The sequence below is a fragment of the Bradyrhizobium sp. AC87j1 genome, assembly GCF_002936975.1.
Classification (GTDB): Bacteria; Pseudomonadota; Alphaproteobacteria; order Rhizobiales; family Xanthobacteraceae; genus Bradyrhizobium; species Bradyrhizobium shewense.
The window spans coordinates 26758-49852 of the sequence record NZ_PTFE01000031.1; the positions used below are offsets into that span (position 1 = coordinate 26758).

24 protein-coding genes are annotated in these 23095 nt (G+C 64.7%); 4 read left to right on the top strand and 20 right to left on the bottom strand.

The annotated features are described in order from the left end of the window. Positions 1-495 precede the first annotated feature (495 nt). The 9 genes from CV770_RS17835 to CV770_RS17875 all read right to left on the bottom strand — a co-directional run bounded on the left by CV770_RS17835 (position 496) and on the right by CV770_RS17875 (position 8977). Complete coding sequence (locus CV770_RS17835) at positions 496-1533, bottom strand: patatin-like phospholipase family protein (protein ID WP_104463230.1); 1038 nt, start codon at positions 1531-1533, stop codon at positions 496-498. Next, complete coding sequence (locus CV770_RS17840; protein ID WP_091961358.1) at positions 1530-2459, bottom strand: polyphosphate kinase 2 family protein; 930 nt, start codon at positions 2457-2459, stop codon at positions 1530-1532. Before CV770_RS17840 ends, CV770_RS17835 begins: the two co-directional genes overlap by 4 nt. Next, a complete protein-coding gene (locus CV770_RS17845) occupies positions 2419-3438 on the bottom strand; it encodes a branched-chain amino acid ABC transporter permease (protein WP_091961362.1) in 1020 nt (339 codons plus the stop codon). The genes CV770_RS17840 and CV770_RS17845 overlap by 41 nt, the downstream gene beginning before the upstream one ends. Next, complete coding sequence (locus CV770_RS17850; RefSeq protein WP_104463231.1) at positions 3435-4316, bottom strand: branched-chain amino acid ABC transporter permease; 882 nt, start codon at positions 4314-4316, stop codon at positions 3435-3437. Before CV770_RS17850 ends, CV770_RS17845 begins: the two co-directional genes overlap by 4 nt. Positions 4317-4322: 6 nt before the next feature. Then, positions 4323-5027: an ABC transporter ATP-binding protein gene (locus CV770_RS17855; RefSeq protein WP_104463232.1), complete on the bottom strand. Its 705-nt coding sequence runs from the start codon at positions 5025-5027 to the stop codon at positions 4323-4325. A 2-nt stretch (positions 5028-5029) separates the two neighbouring features. After that, on the bottom strand, positions 5030-5797 hold the full coding sequence (locus tag CV770_RS17860; protein ID WP_091961369.1) for an ABC transporter ATP-binding protein: 768 nt from the start codon (positions 5795-5797) through the stop codon (positions 5030-5032). A 15-nt stretch (positions 5798-5812) separates the two neighbouring features. Then, positions 5813-7123: an ABC transporter substrate-binding protein gene (locus CV770_RS17865; RefSeq protein ID WP_104463233.1), complete on the bottom strand. Its 1311-nt coding sequence runs from the start codon at positions 7121-7123 to the stop codon at positions 5813-5815. A 93-nt stretch (positions 7124-7216) separates the two neighbouring features. Beyond that, positions 7217-7921 carry an NUDIX hydrolase gene (locus CV770_RS17870; protein ID WP_091961374.1) on the bottom strand — a complete coding sequence of 235 codons (705 nt, stop codon included), beginning with the start codon at positions 7919-7921 and terminating at the stop codon, positions 7217-7219. Between the two features lie 30 nt (positions 7922-7951). Beyond that, positions 7952-8977: an ABC transporter substrate-binding protein gene (locus tag CV770_RS17875; RefSeq protein ID WP_201759908.1), complete on the bottom strand. Its 1026-nt coding sequence runs from the start codon at positions 8975-8977 to the stop codon at positions 7952-7954. Positions 8978-9115: 138 nt separating this feature from the next. Between CV770_RS17875 and CV770_RS17880 the strand changes: the two genes are divergently transcribed. Continuing rightward, on the top strand, positions 9116-9565 hold the full coding sequence (locus CV770_RS17880; RefSeq protein WP_104463235.1) for a cupin domain-containing protein: 450 nt from the start codon (positions 9116-9118) through the stop codon (positions 9563-9565). 47 nt (positions 9566-9612) lie between these two features. Here the strand turns inward: CV770_RS17880 and CV770_RS17885 are convergent, their stop codons facing one another. Both CV770_RS17885 and CV770_RS17890 read right to left on the bottom strand, forming a co-directional pair. Then, positions 9613-10401: an ABC transporter permease gene (locus tag CV770_RS17885; RefSeq protein ID WP_104463236.1), complete on the bottom strand. Its 789-nt coding sequence runs from the start codon at positions 10399-10401 to the stop codon at positions 9613-9615. Continuing rightward, positions 10401-11219 (bottom strand): ABC transporter ATP-binding protein, encoded by an 819-nt coding sequence (locus CV770_RS17890; protein ID WP_104463237.1) that lies wholly within the window; start codon positions 11217-11219, stop codon positions 10401-10403. The genes CV770_RS17885 and CV770_RS17890 overlap by 1 nt, the downstream gene beginning before the upstream one ends. A 145-nt stretch (positions 11220-11364) precedes the next feature. Between CV770_RS17890 and CV770_RS17895 the strand changes: the two genes are divergently transcribed. Further along, entirely contained in the window at positions 11365-12147 is a 783-nt protein-coding gene (locus tag CV770_RS17895; protein WP_104463238.1) for an ATP-binding cassette domain-containing protein, read from the top strand. Continuing rightward, entirely contained in the window at positions 12144-13703 is a 1560-nt protein-coding gene (locus CV770_RS17900; protein WP_104463239.1) for a glycine betaine ABC transporter substrate-binding protein, read from the top strand. The genes CV770_RS17895 and CV770_RS17900 overlap by 4 nt, the downstream gene beginning before the upstream one ends. A 125-nt stretch (positions 13704-13828) precedes the next feature. On the opposite strand, the gene CV770_RS17905 is transcribed toward CV770_RS17900, so the two are convergent. Continuing rightward, complete coding sequence (locus CV770_RS17905) at positions 13829-15541, bottom strand: sulfatase-like hydrolase/transferase (RefSeq protein WP_104463240.1); 1713 nt, start codon at positions 15539-15541, stop codon at positions 13829-13831. Positions 15542-15753: 212 nt separating this feature from the next. After that, positions 15754-16407, bottom strand: a complete 654-nt coding sequence (locus CV770_RS17910; RefSeq protein ID WP_245453777.1) for a TetR/AcrR family transcriptional regulator — start codon at positions 16405-16407, stop codon at positions 15754-15756. Positions 16408-16513: 106 nt separating this feature from the next. Between CV770_RS17910 and CV770_RS17915 the strand changes: the two genes are divergently transcribed. Continuing rightward, on the top strand, positions 16514-17134 hold the full coding sequence (locus tag CV770_RS17915) for a hypothetical protein (protein ID WP_104463242.1): 621 nt from the start codon (positions 16514-16516) through the stop codon (positions 17132-17134). Between the two features lie 11 nt (positions 17135-17145). On the opposite strand, the gene CV770_RS17920 is transcribed toward CV770_RS17915, so the two are convergent. From CV770_RS17920 to CV770_RS17950, 7 genes are all read right to left on the bottom strand, one after another. Next, entirely contained in the window at positions 17146-17994 is an 849-nt protein-coding gene (locus CV770_RS17920; protein ID WP_104463243.1) for an SDR family oxidoreductase, read from the bottom strand. Positions 17995-18155: 161 nt separating this feature from the next. Continuing rightward, the gene (ilvC, locus tag CV770_RS17925) at positions 18156-19175 is read right to left on the bottom strand and encodes a ketol-acid reductoisomerase (protein ID WP_028145443.1); all 1020 of its coding nucleotides are present in this window, start codon (positions 19173-19175) and stop codon (positions 18156-18158) included. Positions 19176-19309: 134 nt separating this feature from the next. Beyond that, positions 19310-19912: a LysE family translocator gene (locus CV770_RS17930; RefSeq protein WP_201759910.1), complete on the bottom strand. Its 603-nt coding sequence runs from the start codon at positions 19910-19912 to the stop codon at positions 19310-19312. A 7-nt stretch (positions 19913-19919) separates the two neighbouring features. Then, positions 19920-20810, bottom strand: a complete 891-nt coding sequence (locus CV770_RS17935; RefSeq protein ID WP_104463245.1) for an EamA family transporter — start codon at positions 20808-20810, stop codon at positions 19920-19922. Between the two features lie 46 nt (positions 20811-20856). Further along, positions 20857-21552, bottom strand: coding sequence for a class I SAM-dependent methyltransferase (locus CV770_RS17940; RefSeq protein ID WP_104463246.1), 696 nt, complete (start codon positions 21550-21552; stop codon positions 20857-20859). Between the two features lie 3 nt (positions 21553-21555). Then, positions 21556-22098 (bottom strand): acetolactate synthase small subunit, encoded by a 543-nt coding sequence (ilvN, locus tag CV770_RS17945; protein WP_091961422.1) that lies wholly within the window; start codon positions 22096-22098, stop codon positions 21556-21558. A 23-nt stretch (positions 22099-22121) separates the two neighbouring features. Continuing rightward, positions 22122-23093 (bottom strand): threonine dehydratase, encoded by a 972-nt coding sequence (locus CV770_RS17950; protein ID WP_104463247.1) that lies wholly within the window; start codon positions 23091-23093, stop codon positions 22122-22124. Positions 23094-23095: the final 2 nt, after the last annotated feature.

The following is a 23095-nucleotide window of genomic DNA, read 5'->3' on the forward strand; positions in this document are numbered from 1 at the left end:
AAGCAGGATGTCAAAACCACCTGTCGCGGTCAGCCTTGTCACGGCCATCCGGACACGATCGATGTGATGCAAAATACAGCGCCGGGAAGGTAGGGGCTCTGCCTTACTGATGCAGCCCTCTAAACCTTGACCCGGCGTGCCGTTCGCGGTTTCCGCCGCTATGCGATAGTCCGAACGAGCTCCATCGCACTTAACGCGGCTGGATTTGCGGAGGTGGAGTCATAGACCTCCCCTTGCTCATGAGGTGGACGTTGCGCGTCGCTTATTGCGACCAGCGGAATGGTCCTCCTGTGCCACAAAACTGTCAAGCGGGATCGACAAGCGCGCGATCACAATTGGAGGCGTCAGTTCCGCAGGGTTCGGCATCTATTTTGCCCGACGCATCAAGTCCATTTCGCAAAATCCGCATTCATATGACACCCGATGGCAAGCCATTGATTCCGCTACGCCCGGCTACTGTGCATGGGGTCGTTTTCGTAGTTTTTTGTCTGTGGCCTAGAGAAACATGTCGGCCAGGTCCACCGTCGAGGCCGTCCCGACCCGGTCGAAGTTGCGCGCCAGCCAGCTTCGCGCCGCCGAACGGCCCTCGTCGCGCAGGCGGCACAACAGGCTCCATTCGGGATGGAATTGCGTGGCCGTGCCGAGCTGCGACATCAGCTGGTCGTTGCCGATCCAGTGCATGTACATGCGGCTGTGCTTGCCGCTGTCGAGCTCGCCATCGTCGATCAGCCGTGTGGCGAAGGCGATAGCGCGCATCTCGCGCATCAGGGACGAATTGAAGCTGATCTCGTTGATGCGATGGAGGACGTCGGCCGCGCTCGTCGGCAGCTCGTCGCGCCGGATGGCCGTGACCTGCACGACGACGACGTCGTGGCTGCCCTTGCGGTAGATCAGCGGGAAGATCGCGGGATTGCCGAGATAGCCGCCGTCCCAATAATGCTCGCCGTCGATCTCGACGGCCTGGAAATAGGGCGGCAGGCAGGCCGAGGCCAGTACGGTCTCCGCGGTGAGATGCGGGCTCTGAAATACCTTGATCTTGCCGGTGCGGACGTTGGTCGCGTTGAGGAACAGTTGCGGCGCCTCGGGCGAGGAATTGAGCCGATCGAAATCGACGACCCGCTGCAAGAGCGACCGGAGCGGATTGAAATGAAAGGGATTGAGCAGGCCTGGCGGCAGCGTGTGCGTCAACGTGTGGATGACGGCGTGAACCGGATGATATTCCGGCGGCAGCTTCAGGGCCTGGATCCACTGGTTCAGCGGCGACATCAAATCGTACGCCATGTCCATGCGAGACACTTCGTACCAGAATGCGTGCAGGCTCTCCCGCGCGGCCTGCGCGCCCCCGTGCGCCATGCCGGAAGCCATCGCCACCGCATTCATGGCGCCGGCACTGGTTGCACTGACGGCCTCGATCGCGAGCCTGCCGTCTTCGAGCACCTGGTCGAGCACGCCCCAGACGAAGGCGCCGTGCGCGCCGCCGCCCTGGAGCGCGAAATTGACGGTTTTTCGGTCGGCGGTCCGGTTGGCTGTCACTTTGCTTTCTTCTTGCCTCCCGTCCCCTCTTTCTCCAGTGCCTTGCGCACCTCGTCGAACTCCGCCACCGAGGCCTTGTCGGCGCGGGGGAAACGCAGGTCGAGCTTTTCGAGCGCGGCATTGATCACCGAGCCGATCACAACGCGCGCAAACCATTTGTGGTCCGCGGGCACGACGTACCACGGCGCATGAGGCGTCGAGGTGTGCCGGACGATGTCCTGGTAGACCGCCTGATAGCGCGGCCACAGCGCGCGCTCCTTGATGTCGTCCATGGAGAACTTCCACTGCTTGGCCGGGTCCTCCAGCCGATCGAGGAAGCGCTCGCGCTGCTCGTCCTTGGACACGTTGAGGAAGAACTTCAGCACCACGGTGCCGTTGCGGCAGAGATAGCGCTCGAACGCCGAGATGTCCTCGAACCGTTCCTTCCAGATGTTCTTGGTGAGGAGCTTTTGCGGCAGCTTCTCCTTGGCGAGGATCTCCGGGTGCACGCGCGTCACCAGGCATTCCTCGTAATGGGAGCGGTTGAAGATGCCGATATGGCCGCGCTCGGGCAGCGCGATCGCGTGGCGCCATAGGAAATCGTGGTCGAGCTCCTTGCTGCTCGGCGCCTTGAAGGCATGGACCTCGCATCCCTGCGGATTGATGCCCTCGAAGATCGCCTTGATGGCGCTGTCCTTGCCGCCGGCGTCCATGGCCTGGAACACGATCAGGAGCGACCAGCGGTCCTGGGCATAGAGCTTCTCCTGAAACCCGATCAGCCGCTTCTTGTTGGCGTCGAGAATCGCCAACGCCTTCTCCTTGTCGAGATCGCCCTTCTCGTCGGTCTTGTGCGCCTTGAGATGAAACTTGCCCGAGCCGTCATAGCGGAACGGCGTGATGTAGCGGTCAAGTTCCTGGGCGAGCGATTTGGACGGCTTCTTGCTCATGAGCGCGGGGCACCTTGCGTTGCGGCTTCAATCGGTCGAGCACGCTACCAAGGATGCCCTTGGGAAGGAATATGATGAAAAGGACCAGCAGCACGCCATAGACGAGATTGTCCCAGCCGACCGCCTTGGTGCCGAAGCCGATGCGAAGGGTTTCCGCCAGCAGGATGGTGATCACGGCGCCGAAGGTCGGGCCGAGCGAGACGAACAGGCCGCCGACGATGGCCGCGAACACCATCTGGAGCGACACCGCGATGCCGCTGACGGTGTCGGGCGTGATGAACATCTGGTACTGGCAGTAGATCGCGCCCGCAAGCGCCGTCATCAGGGCACTGAGCAGCGTGATCTTCAGCTTCTCCGCGGTGACGTCGACGCCGGCGGCGGCCGCTGCATCCTCGTCCTCCGAGATCGCCTCCAGCGCGTAGCGGCTCATGCTGCGGTCGACCCAGTGCCAGACCACGATGCCGAACAGCCAGACCCCGAGCGCAATCAGATACCAGGTGATCTTGTCGTCGAACTGCAGTGCCAGCAGCTTGTTGCCCGAGGTTCGATTCGGCGTGTAGCCGAGCGAGCCGCCGGTGTAGTCGCGCGTCGCCGTGATGACCTGGAGCACGATGCCTGACAGCGCCAGCGTCACCAGAACGAAATAGTGTCCGGTGATGCGGAAGCGGAAGCAGGGATAGCCGACGATCAGGGCCAGTGCGCCGGCCGCGACCATGCTGACGGGAATGCCGATCCAGGGCGACACGCCGAGGTGGTTCCAGAGCAGCGCAGTGACATAGGCGCCGATCCCCATGAAGCCGCCATGGCCGAGCGAGACGAGGCCGAACCGCCCCATCATCGACCACGACGTATAGGCGAACGACCAGATCAGGATCAGCACCAGGATGTGCAGATGATAGGGATCGCGATAGACGAAGGGCAGCGCGACCAGCGCCGCCAGCCCAATCCCCCATGCTGCAAGCCGTCCCTGCCCCATCATCGGCGCCTCGCGAGCAGGCCCGCGGGCCGGATGAACATCATGACGATGAAGAAGGCGAAGGCGAGCACATAGCCCCATTCCAGGTCGGAGAACAGGCCGCCGAGCGAGATGATCTCGGCAAACACGAAGGCGGCGATGAAGCCGCCGATGAAATTGCCGAGCCCGCCGAGCACGCAGATCAGAAAGGTGATCGGCCCAAAGGAGAGGCCGACGAACGGATGCACGTCATATTGCAGCACCAGGAGGCAGGCGGCGAGCCCGGCCAACCCGCCGCCGATTGCGGAGGTGATGAGATAGATCCGCTTGGTGTCGACGCCCATCAGCGCCATGATCTGCCGGTCCTGCGAGATGGCGCGGATCGCGGTGCCGGTGAAGGTGCGAGTCATGAACAGATAGACGGCGACCATGCCGACCAGCGCGGCCAGAAACGAGAGCAGCCGCGCGTAGCTGAAATTCATGTCGCCGAGGGCGAGCACCGGCAGGCGGATGCCGAGATTGCGGAAGTCGATGCCGAAGGCGACGGTGGCAAAGCTCTGCAGCACGAACAGCACCCCGCCGGTAGCGAGCAGCTGGTTGATCGGCGGCGCTGTCAGCAGCGGCGCGATCACGAGGTAATGCAGCGCCGCGCCGAGGATCGCGACCAGCACGATGGTGAGAGGCGCGGCGACGAAATAGCTGACGCCGTAATACTGCACCATGAAATACATGGCGTACATGCCGATCATCACCAGCTCGGCATAGCAGATCCAGGTCACGTCGATGACGCCGAAGATCAGGTTCAGCCCGAGCGCGAGCAGCGCCAGCACGCCGCCGAGCAGGATGCCGTTGATCACGGCCTCCAGCAGATAGATGTCGAAGATGTCCAAGAATGCCTGCATGCCCCCTCACACCCCGAGATACGCTTCCTTGACCGTGTCGCTCGCCAGCATTTCGGCGGACGTGCCGGACGCCCGGATGGTGCCCGCCTCGATCAGATAGGCGCGATCGACCACTTTCAGCACCTGCTGCACGTTCTGCTCCACGATCAGCACGGTCAGCCCGCTGGCGCGGATCCGCTTCACCAGCTCGAACACCTGCTGCACCACGACCGGCGCCAAGCCCGCCGAGGGCTCGTCGAGCAGCAGCAGCTTTGGATTGGACATCAGCGCGCGGCCGATCGCGCACATCTGCTGCTCGCCGCCAGACATGGTGCCGGCCATCTGGTGGCGGCGCTCCTTCAGGCGCGGAAACAGGCCGAACACCACTTCGAGCCGCTCGGCATAATGACCCCGCGCCTCCTTCATGAAGGCGCCCATCTTGAGATTGTCGTCGACCGAGAGCTGCGGAAACAGCCGCCGGTTTTCCGGCACATGCGCGATGCCGAGGCTGACGATCTTGTGCGGCGGCGTTGCCACGACGTCGGTCCCCTCCATCCGGATCGAGCCGCGCGAGGGACGGATCAGGCCGGAGATGACACGCATCAGGGTGGTCTTGCCGGCGCCATTGGGGCCGATGACGCCGACGGCTTCGCCGGCCTTCACGTCGAGATTGACATCGAACAGCGCCTGGAACGTGCCATAGCCGGCATTGACGGCGCGGAGCTCCAGCATGCCTAGCCTCCCGCGCGGCGGCGCGCTTCGGCGGCCGCGGCCTGCGTGGTCTCGGCATCGGTGCCGAGATAGACCTCGATCACGCGCGGGTCGCCCGCGACCGCGCTCGGCAAGCCTTCCGAGATCTTCTCGCCGTGATCGAGCACCATGACGCGATCGACGACGCGCATCAGCACGCCCATGATGTGCTCGACCCAGATGATGGTGATGCCGAGCTCGTCGCGGATGTTGCGCAGCATGTCGGCGGCCTGATCCATCTCGGTTTCGTCGAGACCGCCGAGGCTCTCGTCGGCCAGCAGCAGCTTTGGCGCCGTGGCGAGCGCTTTAGCAAGCTCGAGCTTCTTCAACCCCGCTGCGCCCAGACCGTCGACGCTGGCATGGCGATCGGTCGGCAGGCCGACCATCGCCAGCGATCTTTCCGCCGCCTCCTCCGCCCTGGCACGGCTGTGGCGGCCCTGGCCGTAAAAGCCGGCGAGCGCGACGTTCTCGAAGATGGTCAGGCGGCGGAACGGCCGCGGAATCTGGAAGGTGCGGCCGACGCCGCTGTTGATGATCCGGTGCGGTGCGAGGCCCGCGATCTCGGAGCCGCCGAACACGATCGAGCCCGATGTCGGCGCCAGCGTGCCGGAGAGCATGTTGAAGATCGTGCTCTTGCCCGAACCGTTCGGCCCGATCAGGCCGAGGATCTCGCCCTGATCAACCCGAAACGACACGTTGTTGACGGCGGTGAAGCCGCCGAACCGCTTCACCAGCCCACTGACCTCCAGCACCAGAGCACTCCGCCGCTATTGGTTGCTGTAGGTGGTGCCTTTCGGCAGCGGCAGCACGGCTTCGCGCTGCGCCTGGCTCTTGGGCCATACCACGGAGGATTTGTCGTCGATATACTGGATCACGACGGGAAACGAGCGCTCGTTCTGCCCCGCCATGGGGCTGCCCTCGCCGTAGAACTTCACGCCGAAGCCGAGCATGGTGCCGCCTTCGGGGATGTCGGTGTCGAGCGCCGCCTTGCGTAGCGCCTCGGGATCGACGCCGCCGTACTTCTTGATCGCGCGCGGCAGCACGTCGGCCATGAACACGTAAGTGTTGGAAGCGCCGATGCCGACATGGGCAGAGCGGATGGCAACGCCGAGCCGGATCTTGTCGAACTCCTCGCCGACCATCTTGATCACGGGTGGCAGCTTCGGATCCATGGTCTTCTGGTTGGCGAGCCAGATCGAGATCGGGTCGGCGTTGAAGATGTAGGTGGCGTCGGTCCCCATGCCTTCCTTCAGCTTCTCATAGACGCCGTAGCCCGCGCCATGCCCCATCAGCGCGCCGAACTTCAGGCCCTGCTCGCGGGCCTGGCGGAGCAGCAGCGTGATGTCGGGGTTGTAGCCGGTGTGGAAGATCACGTCGGGCTTGGCGCGCTTCAGCTTGGTCACCAGCGCGGACAGATCGGGCGCGGTCGCCGAATAGCCCTCCTTCATCACGACGTTGAAGCCGGCTTTCTTCGCGCCTGCCTCGTTGCCCTTGGAGACGTCGACACCATAGGCGCCGTCCTCGTGGATGATGGCGACGCGCAGGTCCTTTGGCTCCTTGTCGAACTTCGCCTTGGCGTTCTGCGCGATGAAATCCATCGTCATCATGCCGAACTGGTCGCCGCTCGCCTGCGGGCGGAAAACGTATTTGTAGCCCTTCTCGTTGAACACGGCGGACGAGATGCAGGTCGTCATCCACATGAACTTCTTGAGCTGCTCGACGCGGGCGGCCACCGGCACGCACTGCGCCGAGGAGAAGAAGCCGAGCACCATGTCGACCTTCTCCTGCTCGAGCAGGCGGACGGATTCGTTGATGGCGATGTCGGGCTTGCTCTGCGCGTCGGCATAGACCGCCTCGATCTTGTAGCCTTCGACGCCGGTCTTGGCGAAATGGTCGAGGATGATCTTTGCGCCGATATAGCCGAGTTCGGAACCGCCGCCGGCCAGAGGTCCGGTCAAATCAAAAACAACGCCGATCTTGATCTTCTTGTCCTGAGCCTGGGCGGCCACCGCCAGGCTCGTCGCGGATATCGCGATCACCAGCCCACGTACCAATCGGGCAGCCATGCGCAGGCGCATCAAAACCTCCCTGGACGATTGTGCATTGCATTCGTCTTGCTTTTGGTTGCCCCCATCACATGGGCAGAGCGCAGGGATGTCAAGCCTCGCGCATCAGCGCGAGGCGAACTGCTGCTCGATAAAGGCCGTGACAAATCGCGGCATGGTCGGCGTGAGATCACCCATCCCGCGCACGAGATGAATCGCCGACAATTCAGGCTCGTCCTCACAGGCGAGATTGGCTTCGATCCGGGCGCGAGCCTCGTCGCCGGGCATATCGAGGTTGAGCACCTGCATCATCGCAATCGTGGGGCCGCTGACGACGCAATACCAGTCCGGCTCGGCCTGATAGTCCGCCGCCGTCAAGCCGGTCTCCTCCTGAATTTCGCGGACGACGCTGCCGGGAATATCCAGCGTCCCATCCCTGACATCGTCGAGATCGGGCGTCCCCGACGGGAAATAGATGCGGCCTGCGTTCGCGGTGTGCTGCGCCATCTCGCCCATCAGGAAGGCGCCGTCGGACGTGCGCAGCGCGCCCATGCCAAACCCGTTGAACACGGGCGCGCCGGGAAAGCCCCAGTCGCGCCAGGCAAGGAAACTTGCGAAATCGGTCTCGAAATAGGTCGAGGCGAAACGGCCGTCCGTGAACACGGGATCGCGCCCGAGCAGGACACGGCCGTTCCAGATCTTCGGCCGCTCACGCTGCTTTTCGGCGAAGTGCGCCGCGATCTCGTCGCGACGCTCCTCGGCGAACGGCCAGAGGATCGGCCGCACGGCAAGAGCAAGGGTCGTGACGCGATGAATGATCGGTGACATCATGAGGGGGCGTCTACCACGCCTTCGCGTCAGCTATTTGGCATTCCCCGTGGTCTTCTTGGCCTGCTCGACGAACTTGTTGGTGAAGGTCTTGCTGACGTCGATCTTGGCGTTGGCCACCTCGGGCGAGCCGACGCTGAACACGGCGAGCACGGCATCCGCGCCCTTCGGGTCCATCTTGCCGGTTTCGGAGAACATCGGGATCGTGTTCTTCAGCGCGGCGAGATAGAGATCCTTGTTCTTGCCGACCGTCTCTTCCGGCATTTTCGCCATGATCTCCTCTGGCGAATGCGAGTGGATCCAGGCGAGCGTGGCGAGGATCGCGTTGGTGAGCGCCTGGGTCTCCTTCTCGTGCTTGGCAACCCAGGCCGCGGTCGAGTACAGCGCGCCGCCGGGATATTCGCCACCGAAGGTCTCGAGCGTGTCCTTCTGCGTGCGGGTGTCGGACAGGATGCGCAGATCCTTGTGGCTGCCCTGGAGCACGGTGACGGAGGGGTCGAGCATCACGGCCGCGTCGATCTGGCCCTGCTCCATCGCGGCGACCGCAGTGGCGCCGAGGCCGACGCCAATCACGGCGGCGCTGGTCGGATCGATGCCGTTCTTCTTGAGCATGTACTTCAGGAAGAAGTCGGTCGAGGAGCCGGGCGCGCTGACGCCGACCTTCTTGCCGGCCAGATCCTTGACCGACTTGATGTCGTTGGTGCGCGAGGGCGCGACCACGAGCACGAGGCCGGGATAGCGGTCATAGACCACGAAAGCCTGGAGCTCCTGCTTCTTGGCAGCCAGATTGACGCAATGGTCGAAATAGCCGGACACGACGTCGGCGCTGCCGCCGAGCACGGCCTTGAGCGCGTCCGAGCCGCCCTTGAGGTCGACCAGCTCGACACTGAGGCCGGCCTTATCGTATTCGCCGAGCTGCTTGGCCAGCACCGTCGGCAAATAGCATAGGCAGGAGCCGCCGCCGACCGCGATGGTGACCTTGCTTTGCGCTGCGGCAAGCGAGGTGGTGAGTGTCAGCGCGATCAGCGCACCGGCGAGCCTGGCAATCGTGTTCTTCATTGGTTTCCTCCGTTCGGCCGGCGGCACCATAGAGCAGCGCGACAGGCTTGAGAAGCGTGGCCCAAGGCACTGGCCATCGGCCTTTTGGCGCAATAGCATGCGGGTACAACAACAAACTTGTGATGGGGAGGATCATCCATGAATCGCCTTGCAATCGGGCTGTCGATCGCCGCCGCCTTTGCCGCCGGATGCGGCGCGAACCAACTGCTCCGGCCGGCGCTCGCCGCCGAGAACATCACCGCGCAGATCATCCACACCGGAGAGATGGAAGCCGATGCGCTCGGCGCCGCCAACAATGTCGGCTTCCGCTCAAAAATGTTCGCCAGTGCCGACGGCGCCACGATCTCGATCCAGGTCGGCAATGTGCCCAAGCACATGCATCCCAACACCAACGAGATCCAGTACATCCTCGACGGCACCGGCACGATCTGGCTCGGCGACAAGGAGGTCACGGTGAAGCCGGGCGACCTCGTCATCATTCCGAAGGGCACGCCGCATGGCGGCACCAAGCCGATCAGCGGACAGGTCAAGGCCATCGCAATCAAGACGCCGCCGCAGGCGCCCGACGACACCAAGCTGCTGGATTGAAGCTTCGCGACTGGGGCCCGCGCCGATACGCGGGTCCCGCCTCGCGCCTAGCCGCGCCCATCCGACGCGGTCGGCCGCCACACCAACAGGCGCCGCTCCACCAGCGTGACCCCATAGTCGATCAGGATGACGAAGGCCGACAGCACGAACATCCCGGCGAACACGCCGGCGACGTCGAACACGCCCTCGGCCTGCTGAATGAGATAGCCAAGGCCCGCTGCCGATCCCAGATATTCGCCGACGACCGCACCGACCACCGCGAAGCCGACCGAGGTGTGCAGCGAGGAGAACATCCAGGACAGCGCCGACGGCCAATAAACATGCCGCATCAGCTGCCGCTCGCTCATGCCAAGCATGCGGCCGTTGTCGAGCACGGTGCGGCTGACCTCCTTGACGCCCTGATAGACGTTGAAGAACACGATGAAGAACACCAAGGTCACGCCGAGCGCGACCTTGGACCAGATGCCGAGGCCCAGCCACAGCGCGAAGATCGGCGCCAGCACCACGCGGGGCAGCGCGTTGACCATCTTGACGTAAGGGTCGAACACCGCGGCGACCAGCGGCTGGCGCGCGAACCAGAAGCCGACCAGCACACCACCGGCCGATCCGATCACGAAGGCCAGGATCGATTCCGTCAGCGTGATGCCGAGATGCTTCCAGATCACGCCGGACGAGAACCACTTCACGATCTGGCTGAACACGTCGAACGGGTTGGAGAAGAAGAACGGCGGCAGCAGGATCTTGCCGAACACGGGAACGGTCGACAGCACCTGCCACAGCACGATGCAGACGACCGCGACCAGGACTTGCAGCGCGAACAGCGTCGGGCGCGACATCAGACCGCCTCCGCCGCTTGCGTGGACTGCGCGTAGCCCTTCATCACCTCGTCCTTGAGCACACTCCAGATCTCGCGATGGAGCGCATGGAACTCCTTGTCGAGACGCACCTCGAAGATGTCGCGCGGGCGCGGCAGGCTCACGCGCCAGTCGCCGATGATACGCGAGGACGGCCCGGCCGACATGATCACGACGCGGTCGGCGAGCGCGATCGCCTCTTCGAGATCATGGGTCACGAACAGCACGGCCTTGCGGTCGGCATTCCAGAGGTCGAGCAGCAGGTTGCCCATCACCTGGCGGGTCTGCGCATCGAGCGGCCCGAACGGCTCGTCCATCAAGAGGATTTTTGGATCGCGGATCAGCACCTGCGCCAGCGCCACGCGCTTGCGTTGGCCGCCGGAGAGCATGTGCGGATAGCGACCCGCGAACGCGCCAAGGCCGACCGACGTCAGCCATTTCTGTGCGCGCGGCAGTGCCTCGGCTCGCGGCGTGCCTTTGATCTCCAGCCCGATCGCGACATTGTCGAGCGCGGTCTTCCACGGGAACAGCGCGTCGGCCTGGAACAGGTAGCCGGCATCCCGGTTCAGCCCCGCCAGCGGTCGGTCGAATATCCTGACATTGCCGGCGGCCGGCTTCAGCAGCCCGGCCGCGACGTTGAGCAGCGTCGATTTCCCGCAGCCCGTGGGCCCGACGATGGCGACGAACTCGCCTTGCGCGACCGTGAGATGGGCCTTTTCCACCGCCGTATAGACCCGCCCGTCCCCGAGCCGGAACGCAACCTTGGCATCTTCCAGCGCCACTGCCGTTGGCGTTGACATGTATTCCCTCCGAACTTGGCCCGATGCCTTAGCCGCTCGCGCGGCCAAGTTCAATCAAGGCGCCAGGCGTGCTACGCATGGGGACTTGCCGTGCTCTTACCCTCCCCTGGAGGGGGAGGGTAAGAGAAAAGCGAGCCCACCCGCGATGCCTTCCAAGCTGGCGATCAGCTACCAGCACGTCACCAAAAGCTTCGGCCCGCTCAAGGCCGTGGACGATTTGTCGCTCGACATCGCCGAGGGCGAGTTTGTGGCGATCGTCGGCGGCTCGGGCTCCGGCAAGACCACGCTGCTGCGGCTCGCCAACCGGCTGATCGAGGTCGATGGCGGCACCATCACGATCGAAGGCGAGAACGTGCAAAGCGTCGATCCGGTCGCGCTACGGCGGCGGATCGGCTATGTGTTCCAGAGCGGCGGGCTGTTTCCGCATTTGAGCGTCGCCGACAACATCGGGATCACGCCGAAACTGCTCGGCGAACCGGCGGCCGATATCGCAGCGCGCGTCGACGAGCTGCTGGGTCTCGTGCAGCTCGACCGCAACGCGCATCGCAGCCGTCTGCCGGAGGCGCTCTCCGGCGGCCAGCGCCAGCGCGTCGGCGTGGCGCGCGCGCTTGCGGCAAAGCCGCGCATCGTGCTGATGGACGAGCCGTTCGGCGCACTCGATCCCCTCACCCGCGATGCCCTCGGCGACGATTATCGTTCGTTGCATCGCAAGCTCGGCCTGACCACCGTGATGATCACCCATGACATGACGGAAGCGATCCTGCTCGCCGACCGCATCGCGGTGATGCGCAGCGGGAAGCTGCTCGCGCAGGGCACGCCCGCCGAGCTGTCGAACAGCAGCGACGCTTACGTGCTGGAGCTGCTGCGTACGCCGCGGCGCCAGGTCGAGCGGCTGAACGCGCTGCTGCCTCAAAGCGGTGCGGCATGAGCCTGTTTTCCGATCCACGCTGGGGCGAGGCGCTGGCGCATCTGCCCGATTATCTCGGCAATCATGTGCGGGTGAGTCTTGCCGCGCTCGCGCTCGGTCTCGCCGTCAGCCTGCCGCTGGCGATCCTGACGCGCAACCGCCCGGCGCCGCGAGCCATCCTGCTCGCAATCGCCAGCATCGTGCAGACGGTGCCGGGCCTGGCGCTGCTCGCGCTGTTCTATCCGCTGCTGCTGCTGGCCGCCTCGGTCACGCTGGCCTGGTTCGGTGTTTCCTTCTCGGCGTTCGGCTTCCTGCCGGCGATGCTGGCGCTGGCGCTCTATTCGATGCTGCCGGTGCTGCGCAACGGTATCACCGGGCTCAATGGCATCGATCCCGCGCTGATCGAGGCCGCCAAGGGTGTCGGCATGACCGCGCGGCAGTCGCTCGTCATGGTCGAGCTGCCGCTGGCGCTGCCGGTGATGATGGCGGGCATCCGCACCGCCGCGGTGTGGGTGATCGGCACCGCGACGCTCTCGACGCCGATCGGGCAGACCAGCCTCGGCAATTACATCTTTGCCGGGCTTCAAACCCAGAACTGGGTGTTCGTGCTGTTCGGCTGCTTTGCCTCGGCCCTGCTCGCGCTCGCCGTCGACCAGCTGCTCGGCCTGATCGAGGGCGGCCTGCGTCGCCGCAGCCGCGCCCGCACCGCGCTCGGCGCGGCCGGAATCGCGGCGCTGGTAGCCGCAACGCTGGTGCCGACGGTGGGGCGCTCTTCGCAGGGCTACGTCGTCGGTGCCAAGACCTTCGCCGAGCAATATGTGTTGTCGGCCCTGCTCAGGGACCGCCTCCAGGCTGCCGGTCTGCCCGCGACGGCGCGCTCGGGCCTCGGCTCCAGCGTGATCTTCGGGGCGTTGAAGGCCGGCGACATCGATCTCTATGTCGATTACTCCGGCACGCTCTGGGCCAACCAGCTGCATCGCACCGACATCAAGCCGCGCGCCGAGCTGTTGACGGATTTGAAGACAAGCCTGGCGAAGGACAACATCACCCTGCTCGGCGAGCTCGGCTTCGAGAATGCCTATGCGCTGGTGCTCCCGAAGAAGCGCGCCGAAGCGCTTGGCATCCGCACCATTGCCGATCTCGCCGCGCACGCATCGACGCTGTCAATTGCCGGCGACTACGAGTTCTTCTCGCGGCCGGAATGGGCGGCGCTGCAAAAGGCCTACGGCCTTTCGTTCCGCGCCCAGCGCCAGATGCAGCCGGATTTCATGTATGCGGCAGTTGCCAGCGGCGAGGTCGACGTCATCGCCGGCTACACCAGCGACGGGTTGATTGCGAAATACGATCTGGTCGCGCTCGACGACCCCAGGCACGCGATCCCGCCCTACGACGCCATCCTGCTGCTGGCCCCGAAACGTGCCGCCGACGAGCGACTCCAGGCCGCGCTGAGGCCGCTGCTTGGCAAGATCGACATCGCCACCATGCGCGAAGCGAATTTGCGCGCCAGCGGTAATGATGCGAATTCCTCGCCGGATGCGGTCGCGAAGTGGCTGTGGGGGAAGGTGGGCGAGCGGTAGGTTGGGATTTCGTAGGGTGGGCAAAGGCGCGTAAGCGCCGTGCCCACGGTCTCTGGATACGTGTGAGAGGTGGTGGGCACGCTTCGCTTTGCCCACCCTACGGATTCTCAGGATGGCGGTAGAGCCTACAGCCCCCTGATGATCCCCGCATTGATCAGCAGGCGGTTCAGCCGCCGCGCTTCGGCGCCGTCCTTGCAGCTGTAGAAAACGCCCTTGCAGCGGAGCATGATCTCCTTCTGCTCGGCGAAGGACGGATCGAGCGGGATGCCGGCGGCCTCCTGGATCACCAGCGGCAGATAGGGGCCGTCGATCGTGTCCATGACGGCCTCGCTCTTGACCGGCTCGAAATTGACGGCGTCGATCGCGTAATAGGTCGCGTAGAGGCGCGGATCGTAGGCGTCCAGCTTCTTGCCGAGAGCGCCCTCGTCGAGCCCGGGCTCGAGGATAGCAGGTGCAAACTCAGGCTGGTGATCGCCATAGCGCACGATCAGGAAGGGCTCGCCCGGGAACGTCTTCTTCAGCCCCGCGACGAACGCCTTGTATTGCTCGGCGCTCATCGCCTGCCGGCGCAGATATTCGTCGATGGACGGCACATTGCCCGGCGCGCGCCAGTTCGGCAGCAGGTCGGCCCGGAAGCGCGTCTCCCAGGGGAAATGATTGGCACCGAGATAGATGAAGGTGAACAGCGGCTTGTTGGGCGGCTGCTGGCCCATCAGCTGGAGCGCCTTGTCGTAGAAGAAGCCGTCGGGCTCGACGTCCTTGGCACCGAGGTCCTTGGCGTCGAGGAAGCGTTCGATGCCGGTCGTTAGCTGGAAGCTGCGCGCGGCCATGAAGCCGCCATGGGCGGGATAGAGCGACATCGTGTCGTAGCCGCAACGGCGCAGCGCCAGCGGCAGCCCGCGCTCGACGCGGTTCGAGGCGATGCGCGTCACGAAATAGGCGAAGCGGCCGAACGAGCGCGAGGAGAGGCCTGCGAGCACGTTGTATTCGGTGAACCAGCTCGGCCCGCCATTGCTCTCGGCCAGAAACGTGCGCTGCTTGCCGTCCCAGGATTTGAAGTGGCTGCCATAGCCCTGCGGCACCTTGATGCCCCGGGCGGCGCGGATGTCGAAGCTCGATTCATCATGGATCATGATGATGTTCGGCCGGCGGCCGGCCGGATGGCAGGAATCGACCAGCGGCATGTTGAGCCGCTCGTTGGTCGCGGCGGCCGATTCCATGAAGCCGTATTGCACGAAATCGGAGACCGAGCTAACGCCGGAGCGAAAGAATTTCGACAGATAGCCGTCGTCGTAATAGCCGCGCCAGGCTTCGTCCGGATGATAGAGCGAATAGCCGACCAGCGCGGCAAGGCAGGCCAGCTTGCAGGCGAGCGCCGGCAGACGGCGGATGCGGAACGGATCGAGCCACCACAGCGCATACATCAGCGGCAGCGTGACGAAGCCGGCCAGGATCACCGACCAGCGCAAATTCGGGAAGATCGTGAACAGGAACGCGACGGTGTCGCGGTCGATCATCATCAGGTCGATGAAGTTGACCGTCATCTGGACGACGTCGTGCTTGAGCCGCGACAGCAGCACCAGCACGACGACCATGGTCAGCGACAGCGCGCCTGATAGCGCCGGCCGGCGCAGCAGCGTGATCCAGAAAAAATTGAGGATGCCCCAGGCCAGCGCGAAGGAGAGCCGCGAGCCGAAATCGGTCTCGGTCTGGTACATCAGCGCGAGCGCGGCCAGATGCGGCGCGGCAACCGCGAGCAGCCGCCAGATGCCGAGCGCGGCGACGCTCGCCAGCACGGCGGTGGCGGCAGAAGGACCTGGATTGGGCGCGGACGCCATCGACGACACGCTATACTTCAAGTCCGGCGCGGTGATGCCAGGCCGTCTGGTCCTCGAGACGGTGACGGGGCGTCCGGAGCAGCCGGAAGCCTGCACCGTGTCATAAAACTGTAACGGAACGGTCAAGGACAGGCAACGCATGCGGTGACCCGACCTTCGCTTATTGTTAGTGACCGGCGAAGCCCGCACGGCGGGCCGAGCCGCTCGCTCGGTTAGGGCTTTGCGATGCCGGCGATGAAGAGGTCGAGCACTCCTTCCGCCATCCGCTCGATCGCCCCCTCCTCGACGCCCCAGCGCGGAAAGTGGCCATCGAGATTCATCCGGGCGAAGCCGTAGACCAGGGCGCGGCCGGCGATCTGGATGCGCTTGAGGTCGGCCGACCGCAGCAGGCCCTGCTCCGCCGCCTCGGCTAGAATCCCCTCGGTCAGCGTGATCAACTCGGCATTGTCGCGCGTCAGTTCGGCGGAGCTGTCATGGGCGAAATAGCGCCCGGTCGAGATGATCTCGAAATGGGCGGGATGGCGCATCGCCCAGCGCAGGTATGCAAGGCCAAAGGCACGGAAACGGGCAAGCGGGCCGGCCGCCGGAGCCTCGCTCAGCGCCGCCTCGATCTCGGCACGGAAACGCCGCTGCGCCTCCTCGGCCGCCGCCGCCATGAGGGCATCGCGGTTCGGAAAGTGCCGGAACGGCGCGCCCGGCGACACCGCGGCCCGGCGCGCGGCCTCACGGACGGAGACCTCCGCTCCCTCCGCCGCCAATTGCAGCGCAGCATCGATCAGGACACGGCGGAGGTCGCCGTGGTGATACGGCCTGGCCTGGGTTGCAGGGCGGCGGGCGCGCGGCTTGGACGGCTGACGGGCGGGCATGGCGCTTCCTAGCATCACCCGAACGTGAATGTAAGCGGTGATTACACCATTGACCGCCGCGCGAAGCCGAATGTAATCGATGATTACATAACGGAGGAAGATCACCATGCCGCAACGTCAAAGCTGGTTCGAAGGCTGGCGGTTGCTCGCCGCCCTCACCCTCAGCCTGATCCTTCTCAGCCTGTGGATCGCCTCGATGCGGCAGTTCGAGGTCGAGGGCGTTCGGATGGTGATCCGTTTCACCGCACGCAGCTCGCTGCTGCTGTTCTGCCTCGCCTTCAGCGCCGCAGCGCTGGCGCGGCTTTGGCCCAACGCATGGACGCGCTGGCAGCGCCGCAACCGCCGCTATCTCGGCCTCAGTTTTGCGGCTTCCCACGCCATCCACGCCGTTGCGATCGTTGTTTTCGCCTGGATGGATCCTGCCAGCTTTGCCGAGGCAACCTCGGCCGTCTCCTACATCTTCGGCGGCATCGGCTATGGCTTCATCATCGCGATGAGCGCCACCTCGTTCGACCGCACCGCCGCGCGGATCGGCTCCCGCGCCTGGCGTACGCTGCACCTTGTCGGCGGCTATTATCTCTGGCTCCAGTTCATGGTGTCGTTCGGCAAGCGCGTGCCGGCGATGCCGCTCTATGCCGCGTTCCTCGTTCCGCTGCTGATCGTGATGTCGTTGCGCATGATCGCGATGGCCCGCCACCCGCGCGGGCAGACCGTTGCGGCGGGCTGAAGCGCCTGCCTTTACTGCGGCAGCAGCCCGAGCCGCTTGGCGATGATCCGGTCGATCGTCCGTTTCGGCAGTACGGCGCCGATCAGATGGCGGAGCGGGTCCGGCGTGATCTGATAGCGCACCTTGGGGCTCGCCGCAGTCAGCGCCTCGAACACGATCTCGGCGATCCGCTCGGCCGGCAGGCCCTTCGCGCCGAGGTCCATCATGAAAGCCATGACCTTGTTCAGCGCTGGCAGATAGGGCGAGTTCTGGTAGACGGAGAGATCGATCTGCTCGGCCTTGCTCCAAATCGGCGTCTTAACCGCGCCGGGAGCGACGATGATGACGTCGATGCCGAACAGCATCAATTCGCGGCGCAGGCTTTCCGACAGTCCCTCGACGGCGTGCTTGGAGGTGCAGTAGGGCGCCGACAGCGGATTGCCGTTCTTGCCCGCGACCGAGCTGATCATCACGATCCGCCCCTTCGGCCCCTTCAGCGACGGGTCGGCCCCGAGCAGCGGCCCGAACGCCTGCGTCGCGATGACAGGGCCGATGACGTTGATGTCCATCTGGCGGCGGAAATCGTCTGCCGACAATTCGAGCACGGGACCGGCGACCGCGATGCCCGCATTGTTGACGAGGCCGGCCAGCGTCTCGCCACCCAGCGCCTCGCGAACTTTTCGCGCAGCAGCGAGGACCGCGGCCTCCTCGGTGACGTCGAACAGCAGCGGCGCGAAATTGGCGCCAAATTCACCCTGAAGCCGGTCGGCATCGGCCTGCTTGCGGAGGCTGCCGAACACGCGATAGCCGCGCCCGATCAGGAATTTGGCAGTAGCCCAGCCGATGCCTGTGGACGCACCGGTGACGACGACAGATCGCATGGTCTTCCTCCCCTGGAGTTCCTGCGATCATGCCTTGGATTTTTGCCCATGTCCCGGACAAGCGCAGCGAAACGGAGCGCAGAAGCCGAGACCCGGGAGCCGCAATGGACCCCGGATCAGCAGCGCACCACTTGCGTGATGCGCTGCGTCCGGGAGACGACTTAGTTCTTCGACTTGTCGACCAGCGCGCCCTTCTTGATCCAGGGCATCATGTCGCGCAGCTTGGCGCCGACTTCCTCGATCGGGTGCTGAGCGAGCTTGGCGCGGGTCGCCTTGAACGAGGTCTGGTTGACCTTGTTCTCGAGCATCCAGTCGCGGGCGAACTTGCCGCCCTGGATGTCGGCGAGAACGCGCTTCATCTCGGCCTTGGTCTCGGCGGTGACGATGCGCGGGCCGGTGACGTACTCGCCATACTCCGCAGTGTTGGAGATCGAGTAGTTCATGTTGGCGATGCCGCCTTCATAGATCAGGTCGACGATCAGCTTCACTTCGTGCAGGCACTCGAAATAGGCCATCTCCGGGGCGTAGCCGGCTTCGACCAGCGTCTCGTAGCCGCCCTTGATCAGCTCGACCAGGCCGCCGCAGAGCACGACCTGCTCGCCGAACAGGTCGGTCTCGCACTCTTCCTTGAAGGTGGTCTCGATGATGCCGGCGCGGCCACCGCCGACAGCCGAGGCGTAGGACAGGCCGAGGTCATGGGCGTTGCCCGAGACGTCCTTGGCGATCGCGATCAGGCAGGGCACGCCGCCGCCGCGCTGATACTCCGAGCGCACGGTGTGGCCGGGGCCCTTCGGCGCGATCATGAGCACGTCGAGGTCGGCGCGCGGGTCGAGCAGGTTGAAGTGGACGTTGAGGCCGTGCGCGAACACGAGGGCGGCGCCCTTCTTCATGTTGTCGTGCAGGTGCTCGCGGTAGATGTCGCCCTGGAGCTCGTCCGGGGTCAGCATCATGACGAGGTCGGCCCATTTGGCGGCTTCGGCGACTTCCATCACCTTGAAGCCGGCGGCTTCCGCCTTCTTGACCGAGCCCGAGTCCTTGCGCAGCGCAATGGCGACGTCCTTGACGCCGGAATCCTTCAGGTTGAGCGCATGGGCGTGGCCCTGGCTGCCATAGCCGACGATGGCGACCTTCTTGCCCTTGATCAGGTTCAGGTCGGCGTCGCGATCGTAATAAACACGCATGGGTCGTTTCCTCGTTCAGGTGGCCAGAATCGGCCGTTGGTCAGGTCTTGGCAGTGAAATTTGCGGATTTCGGGGGCTGTCTAGAGCATTTTCAGCCCCCTGGGAAACCCGTTTCTGCATGGAAAACTGCGGCATCATGCATCCATGAAGACGGGGTAGAGGGAGACCAGCAGCAGGATCGCCATCAGGATATTGAAGGCGCGGACCAGCCGCTCGGAGGTCAGGACCGGCCGCAACGCGGTACCGAACAGCGCCCAGACCACGCACGACACTGACCCCACCAGCAGGCTGATCAGGGTCTGGATCGCGATGTTGAGCGGGAATTGGGCGATCGCCGCAAAGGCGGTGATGGTGCCGATCACGATCACCCAGCCCTTGGCATTGATCCACTGGAACATGGCTGCGCCCCAGAAGGTCATCGGACGGCGACCATCACCTTCACCCGGCCTGGTCGGGCCGGACATGGCGATCACGGCAGCAAGATAAACGAGATAGGCCGCACCGGCATATTTCAGGAGAGTCTGGAGGATCGGGTAGGCCAGGAACACCGAGCCGAGCCCGAAGCCGACGGCGGCGATCATGAAGGCGAAGCCGATGACGACGCCGACAATGTGGGGGATGGTGCGCCGGAAGCCGTAGGTCAGGCCCGAGGACAGCAGCATGATGTTGTTCGGCCCGGGCGTGAAATACATCACGACCATGAAGATCAGGAAGGCATAGAGCAGCGACTGGGACATGCTCACCTCACGCCGTTTTCGGCAACGGTTCTTCGGGTAACGCCTTGGGCCGCTTCGCCAGCACCATCACCGCGATACCGCCGATCACGGTCAGCATGCCGGCCAGCCGCAAGGGTCCGAACCGCTCGCCGAACACGATGCTGGAGGCGGCCGAGCCGACGAACGGGACCAGCAGCGCAAACGGCACCACTTGCGCGGCGGGATAGTCACGCAGCAGCCGGCCCCAGAGCCAGTAGGCGATGCTGGTGGAGATGCCGCCAAGCGCCAGCATACAGAGAGCCGCTGTCAGCGTTATGTGGCTCAGCGATGTCCATGTCGGCGCGGGGCCATTGGCGATCAGCGCCAGCACGAACAGCGGCACGGCCGCGGCGAGGCACAGCCACGCGAACAGGTCGAACATCGGCACGCCGCGGGCGCCGCGCAGCAGCAGATTGCCGACGGCAAAGCTGACCGGCGAGATCATCAGCACCGCAAACGCGGCGACGCTGAAATCATAGCCGACCGTACCGCAGATCATCAGAAGGCCGATCGCAGCGACACCAACGCCGAGCGCCTGCATCGGCGTCGGCCGCTCGCCAAAGGCGATCGCGGCAAAGCCGATCGTGAACAGCGCCTGGCTCTGCACGACGACGCTGGTCAGCCCCACCGGCACGCCATGGGCAATGCCATAGGCCTGGCTCAGGAACTGGCCGAGGAACAACGTGAAGCTGATCGCGATCAGCAGCGACCAGGCAACCTTGGGCTTGCGGATGAACAGGCATGGGAGCGCAGCGACGCCGAAACGCAGCGCCGTCATCAGCTCCGGCGAAAGCTCGTCGAGCGCGAAACGGCTCGCCACGAAGGCAAGTCCCCAGATGATCGCCACCAGGATGGCGATGAGGATATCGGCCGGCTTCATTGTTGTTCTCGGTTCTGCCCTGTCGTGCAGCCCTGTTGTTATTGGTCTAGCCTTGCTCGCCGGCTCTTGGTTTGCGCAGCAGATACGTGCCGTGCATCGGTGCGTGGTAATCGGCCGAGACCAGCGCGAAGCCGACGTCGGTCAGCATCCGCTCCATCACCCAGCCGAAGGTGGAGTATTCGTCGCGCATATGCGTGACGACGCCTTCGCGCGAAAAATCGTGGTTCTTGATCTGGTAGTCGGCCCATTGCTCGACGTCGCGCTCGATCGCGTCGGGCATGGAGGCATAGACGATGTCGCGCAGATAGAAGCTCGCGCCCGGCTTCAGCGCACGATAGATCCGCGACATCGCCACCGCCTTCCAGAAATCCGGCAGGTGGTGCAGCGTGAATTCGCTGACGATCAGGTCGTAGGATTCCGGCCGATAGGCAAAGCTTAGCAGGCCGGCGGACTGGGTGCGCACGGGCGCCTTGCGATCACGCGCGTAGATCTCGGCAAGCGCCAGCATCGCCGGCGAGATGTCGATGGCGTCGACCTCGGCACCCAGCAGCGCGGCTTCGGTCGCCAGCACGCCGTTGCCGCAGCCGATGTCGGCGATGCGCCAGCCGCGCTGGACCCCCAGCATTTTCAGCGCGGCGCGCGCCCGCAGATTGGCATCGTCGTGGGCGTCGTAGATCGAGGCCACCGCGGGCTCGATCCCCATCCGGTTCCGCTCGTTATAGTACCAGTCGCGCGCCAGCATGGTTCACATCCCTTCAGGCCCGCGGCCGATCGCGGCAACGCCGGTGCGCGACACCTCGACGAGGCCGAGCGGGCGCATCAGGTCGATATATTGATTGATCTTGTCCGTATTGCCTGTGATCTCGAACACAAAGCTCTCGGTCGTAGCGTCGATCACCCGGGCGCGGAACGCATCCGCGAGCCTGAGCGCCTCGACCCGATGCTCGCCCTGCCCGCGCACCTTTACCATCGCCAGCTCGCGCTCGATCGATCGCTTGGTCTGGGTCATGTCGACGACCCGGTAGACCGGGATCATGCGGTCGAGCTGGTGCTTGATCTGCTCGATCACCATCGGCGTACCGGTGGTGACGATGGTGATGCGCGACAGGTGCTTCTGGCTCTCGGTCTCCGAGACCGTGAGGCTCTCGATGTTGTAGCCGCGGCCCGAGAACAGGCCGATGACGCGCGCGAGCACGCCCGGCTCGTTCTGCACGAGCACCGAGAGCGTATGCGTCTCGTTGGGATCGTGGCGGTCCTCGATGAAGTAGGCGGATGCGGGCTGGTTCATTGTCGTCCCCTCTTGTCTCTTCCTCACGCCATCGCTGACGCGTCCGTCCCGACCCAACGGCGAAACAGATCGAAATCGATATTGCCGCCGGACAGCACGAGACCGACGCGCTTGCCCTTCAGCTTGTTCTTTTCCTGCATCGCCGCGGCGAGCGCAGCGGCGCCCGCGCCTTCGGCAAGATTGTGCGTATCGGTCCAGTAGGCGCGGATCGCGGTAGCGACCTCATCGTCGGTGACCTGCACGATCCGCGAGGCACCCTTGCGTATCAGCGCGAACGCCTCGGCGTCCGGAATGCGCGTCGCCATGCCATCGGCGAGCGTGTTGCTGGTCTCGGTCGTCACAATCTTTCCGGCCGCAAACGACAGCGCATAGGACGGAGCTTCCGTCGACTGCACGCCGACGATCTCGGTCTTCAGGCCGAGCAGGTCCCGCGCCATGATGCAGCCGCAGATGCCGGAGCCCTGCCCGATCGGCACATAGAGAATGTCGAGGTCCGCCGCTGCCTTGAACAGCTCAAGCGCATAAGTGGCGACGCCGAGCACGAGGTCGGGGTGGAACGACGGCACCATATGGAGCCCGGTAAACTGCGCGCGGCGCTCGGCTTCCTCACGCGCAGCCTGAAAGTCCTCGCCATGCTCGACGAGCTCGGCGCCAAAGGCCTTCATCGCGCGATTCTTCTCGGCCGAATTGCCGCGCGGCACGTAGATCACCGCGGGCACGCCGTGGCGGCTCGCCGCGAACGCCAGGCTCTGGCCGTGATTGCCGCGCGTCGCCGAGATGATGCCGGGAATATTCGGCCGCTCGCGCTTCAACCGCTCGAGATAGACCAGCCCGCCGCGCACCTTGAAAGCCCCGATCGGCGTGTGGTTCTCGTGCTTGACCACGACCTGCGCGCCGAGCCGCTCGGCGAGCAGCGGCCAGGCGTGCGCCGGCGTTGCCGGCACCGCCTGCCCCACGATCGCATGTGCGCGCTCGAGCTCCGTCAGGTCGAACATGG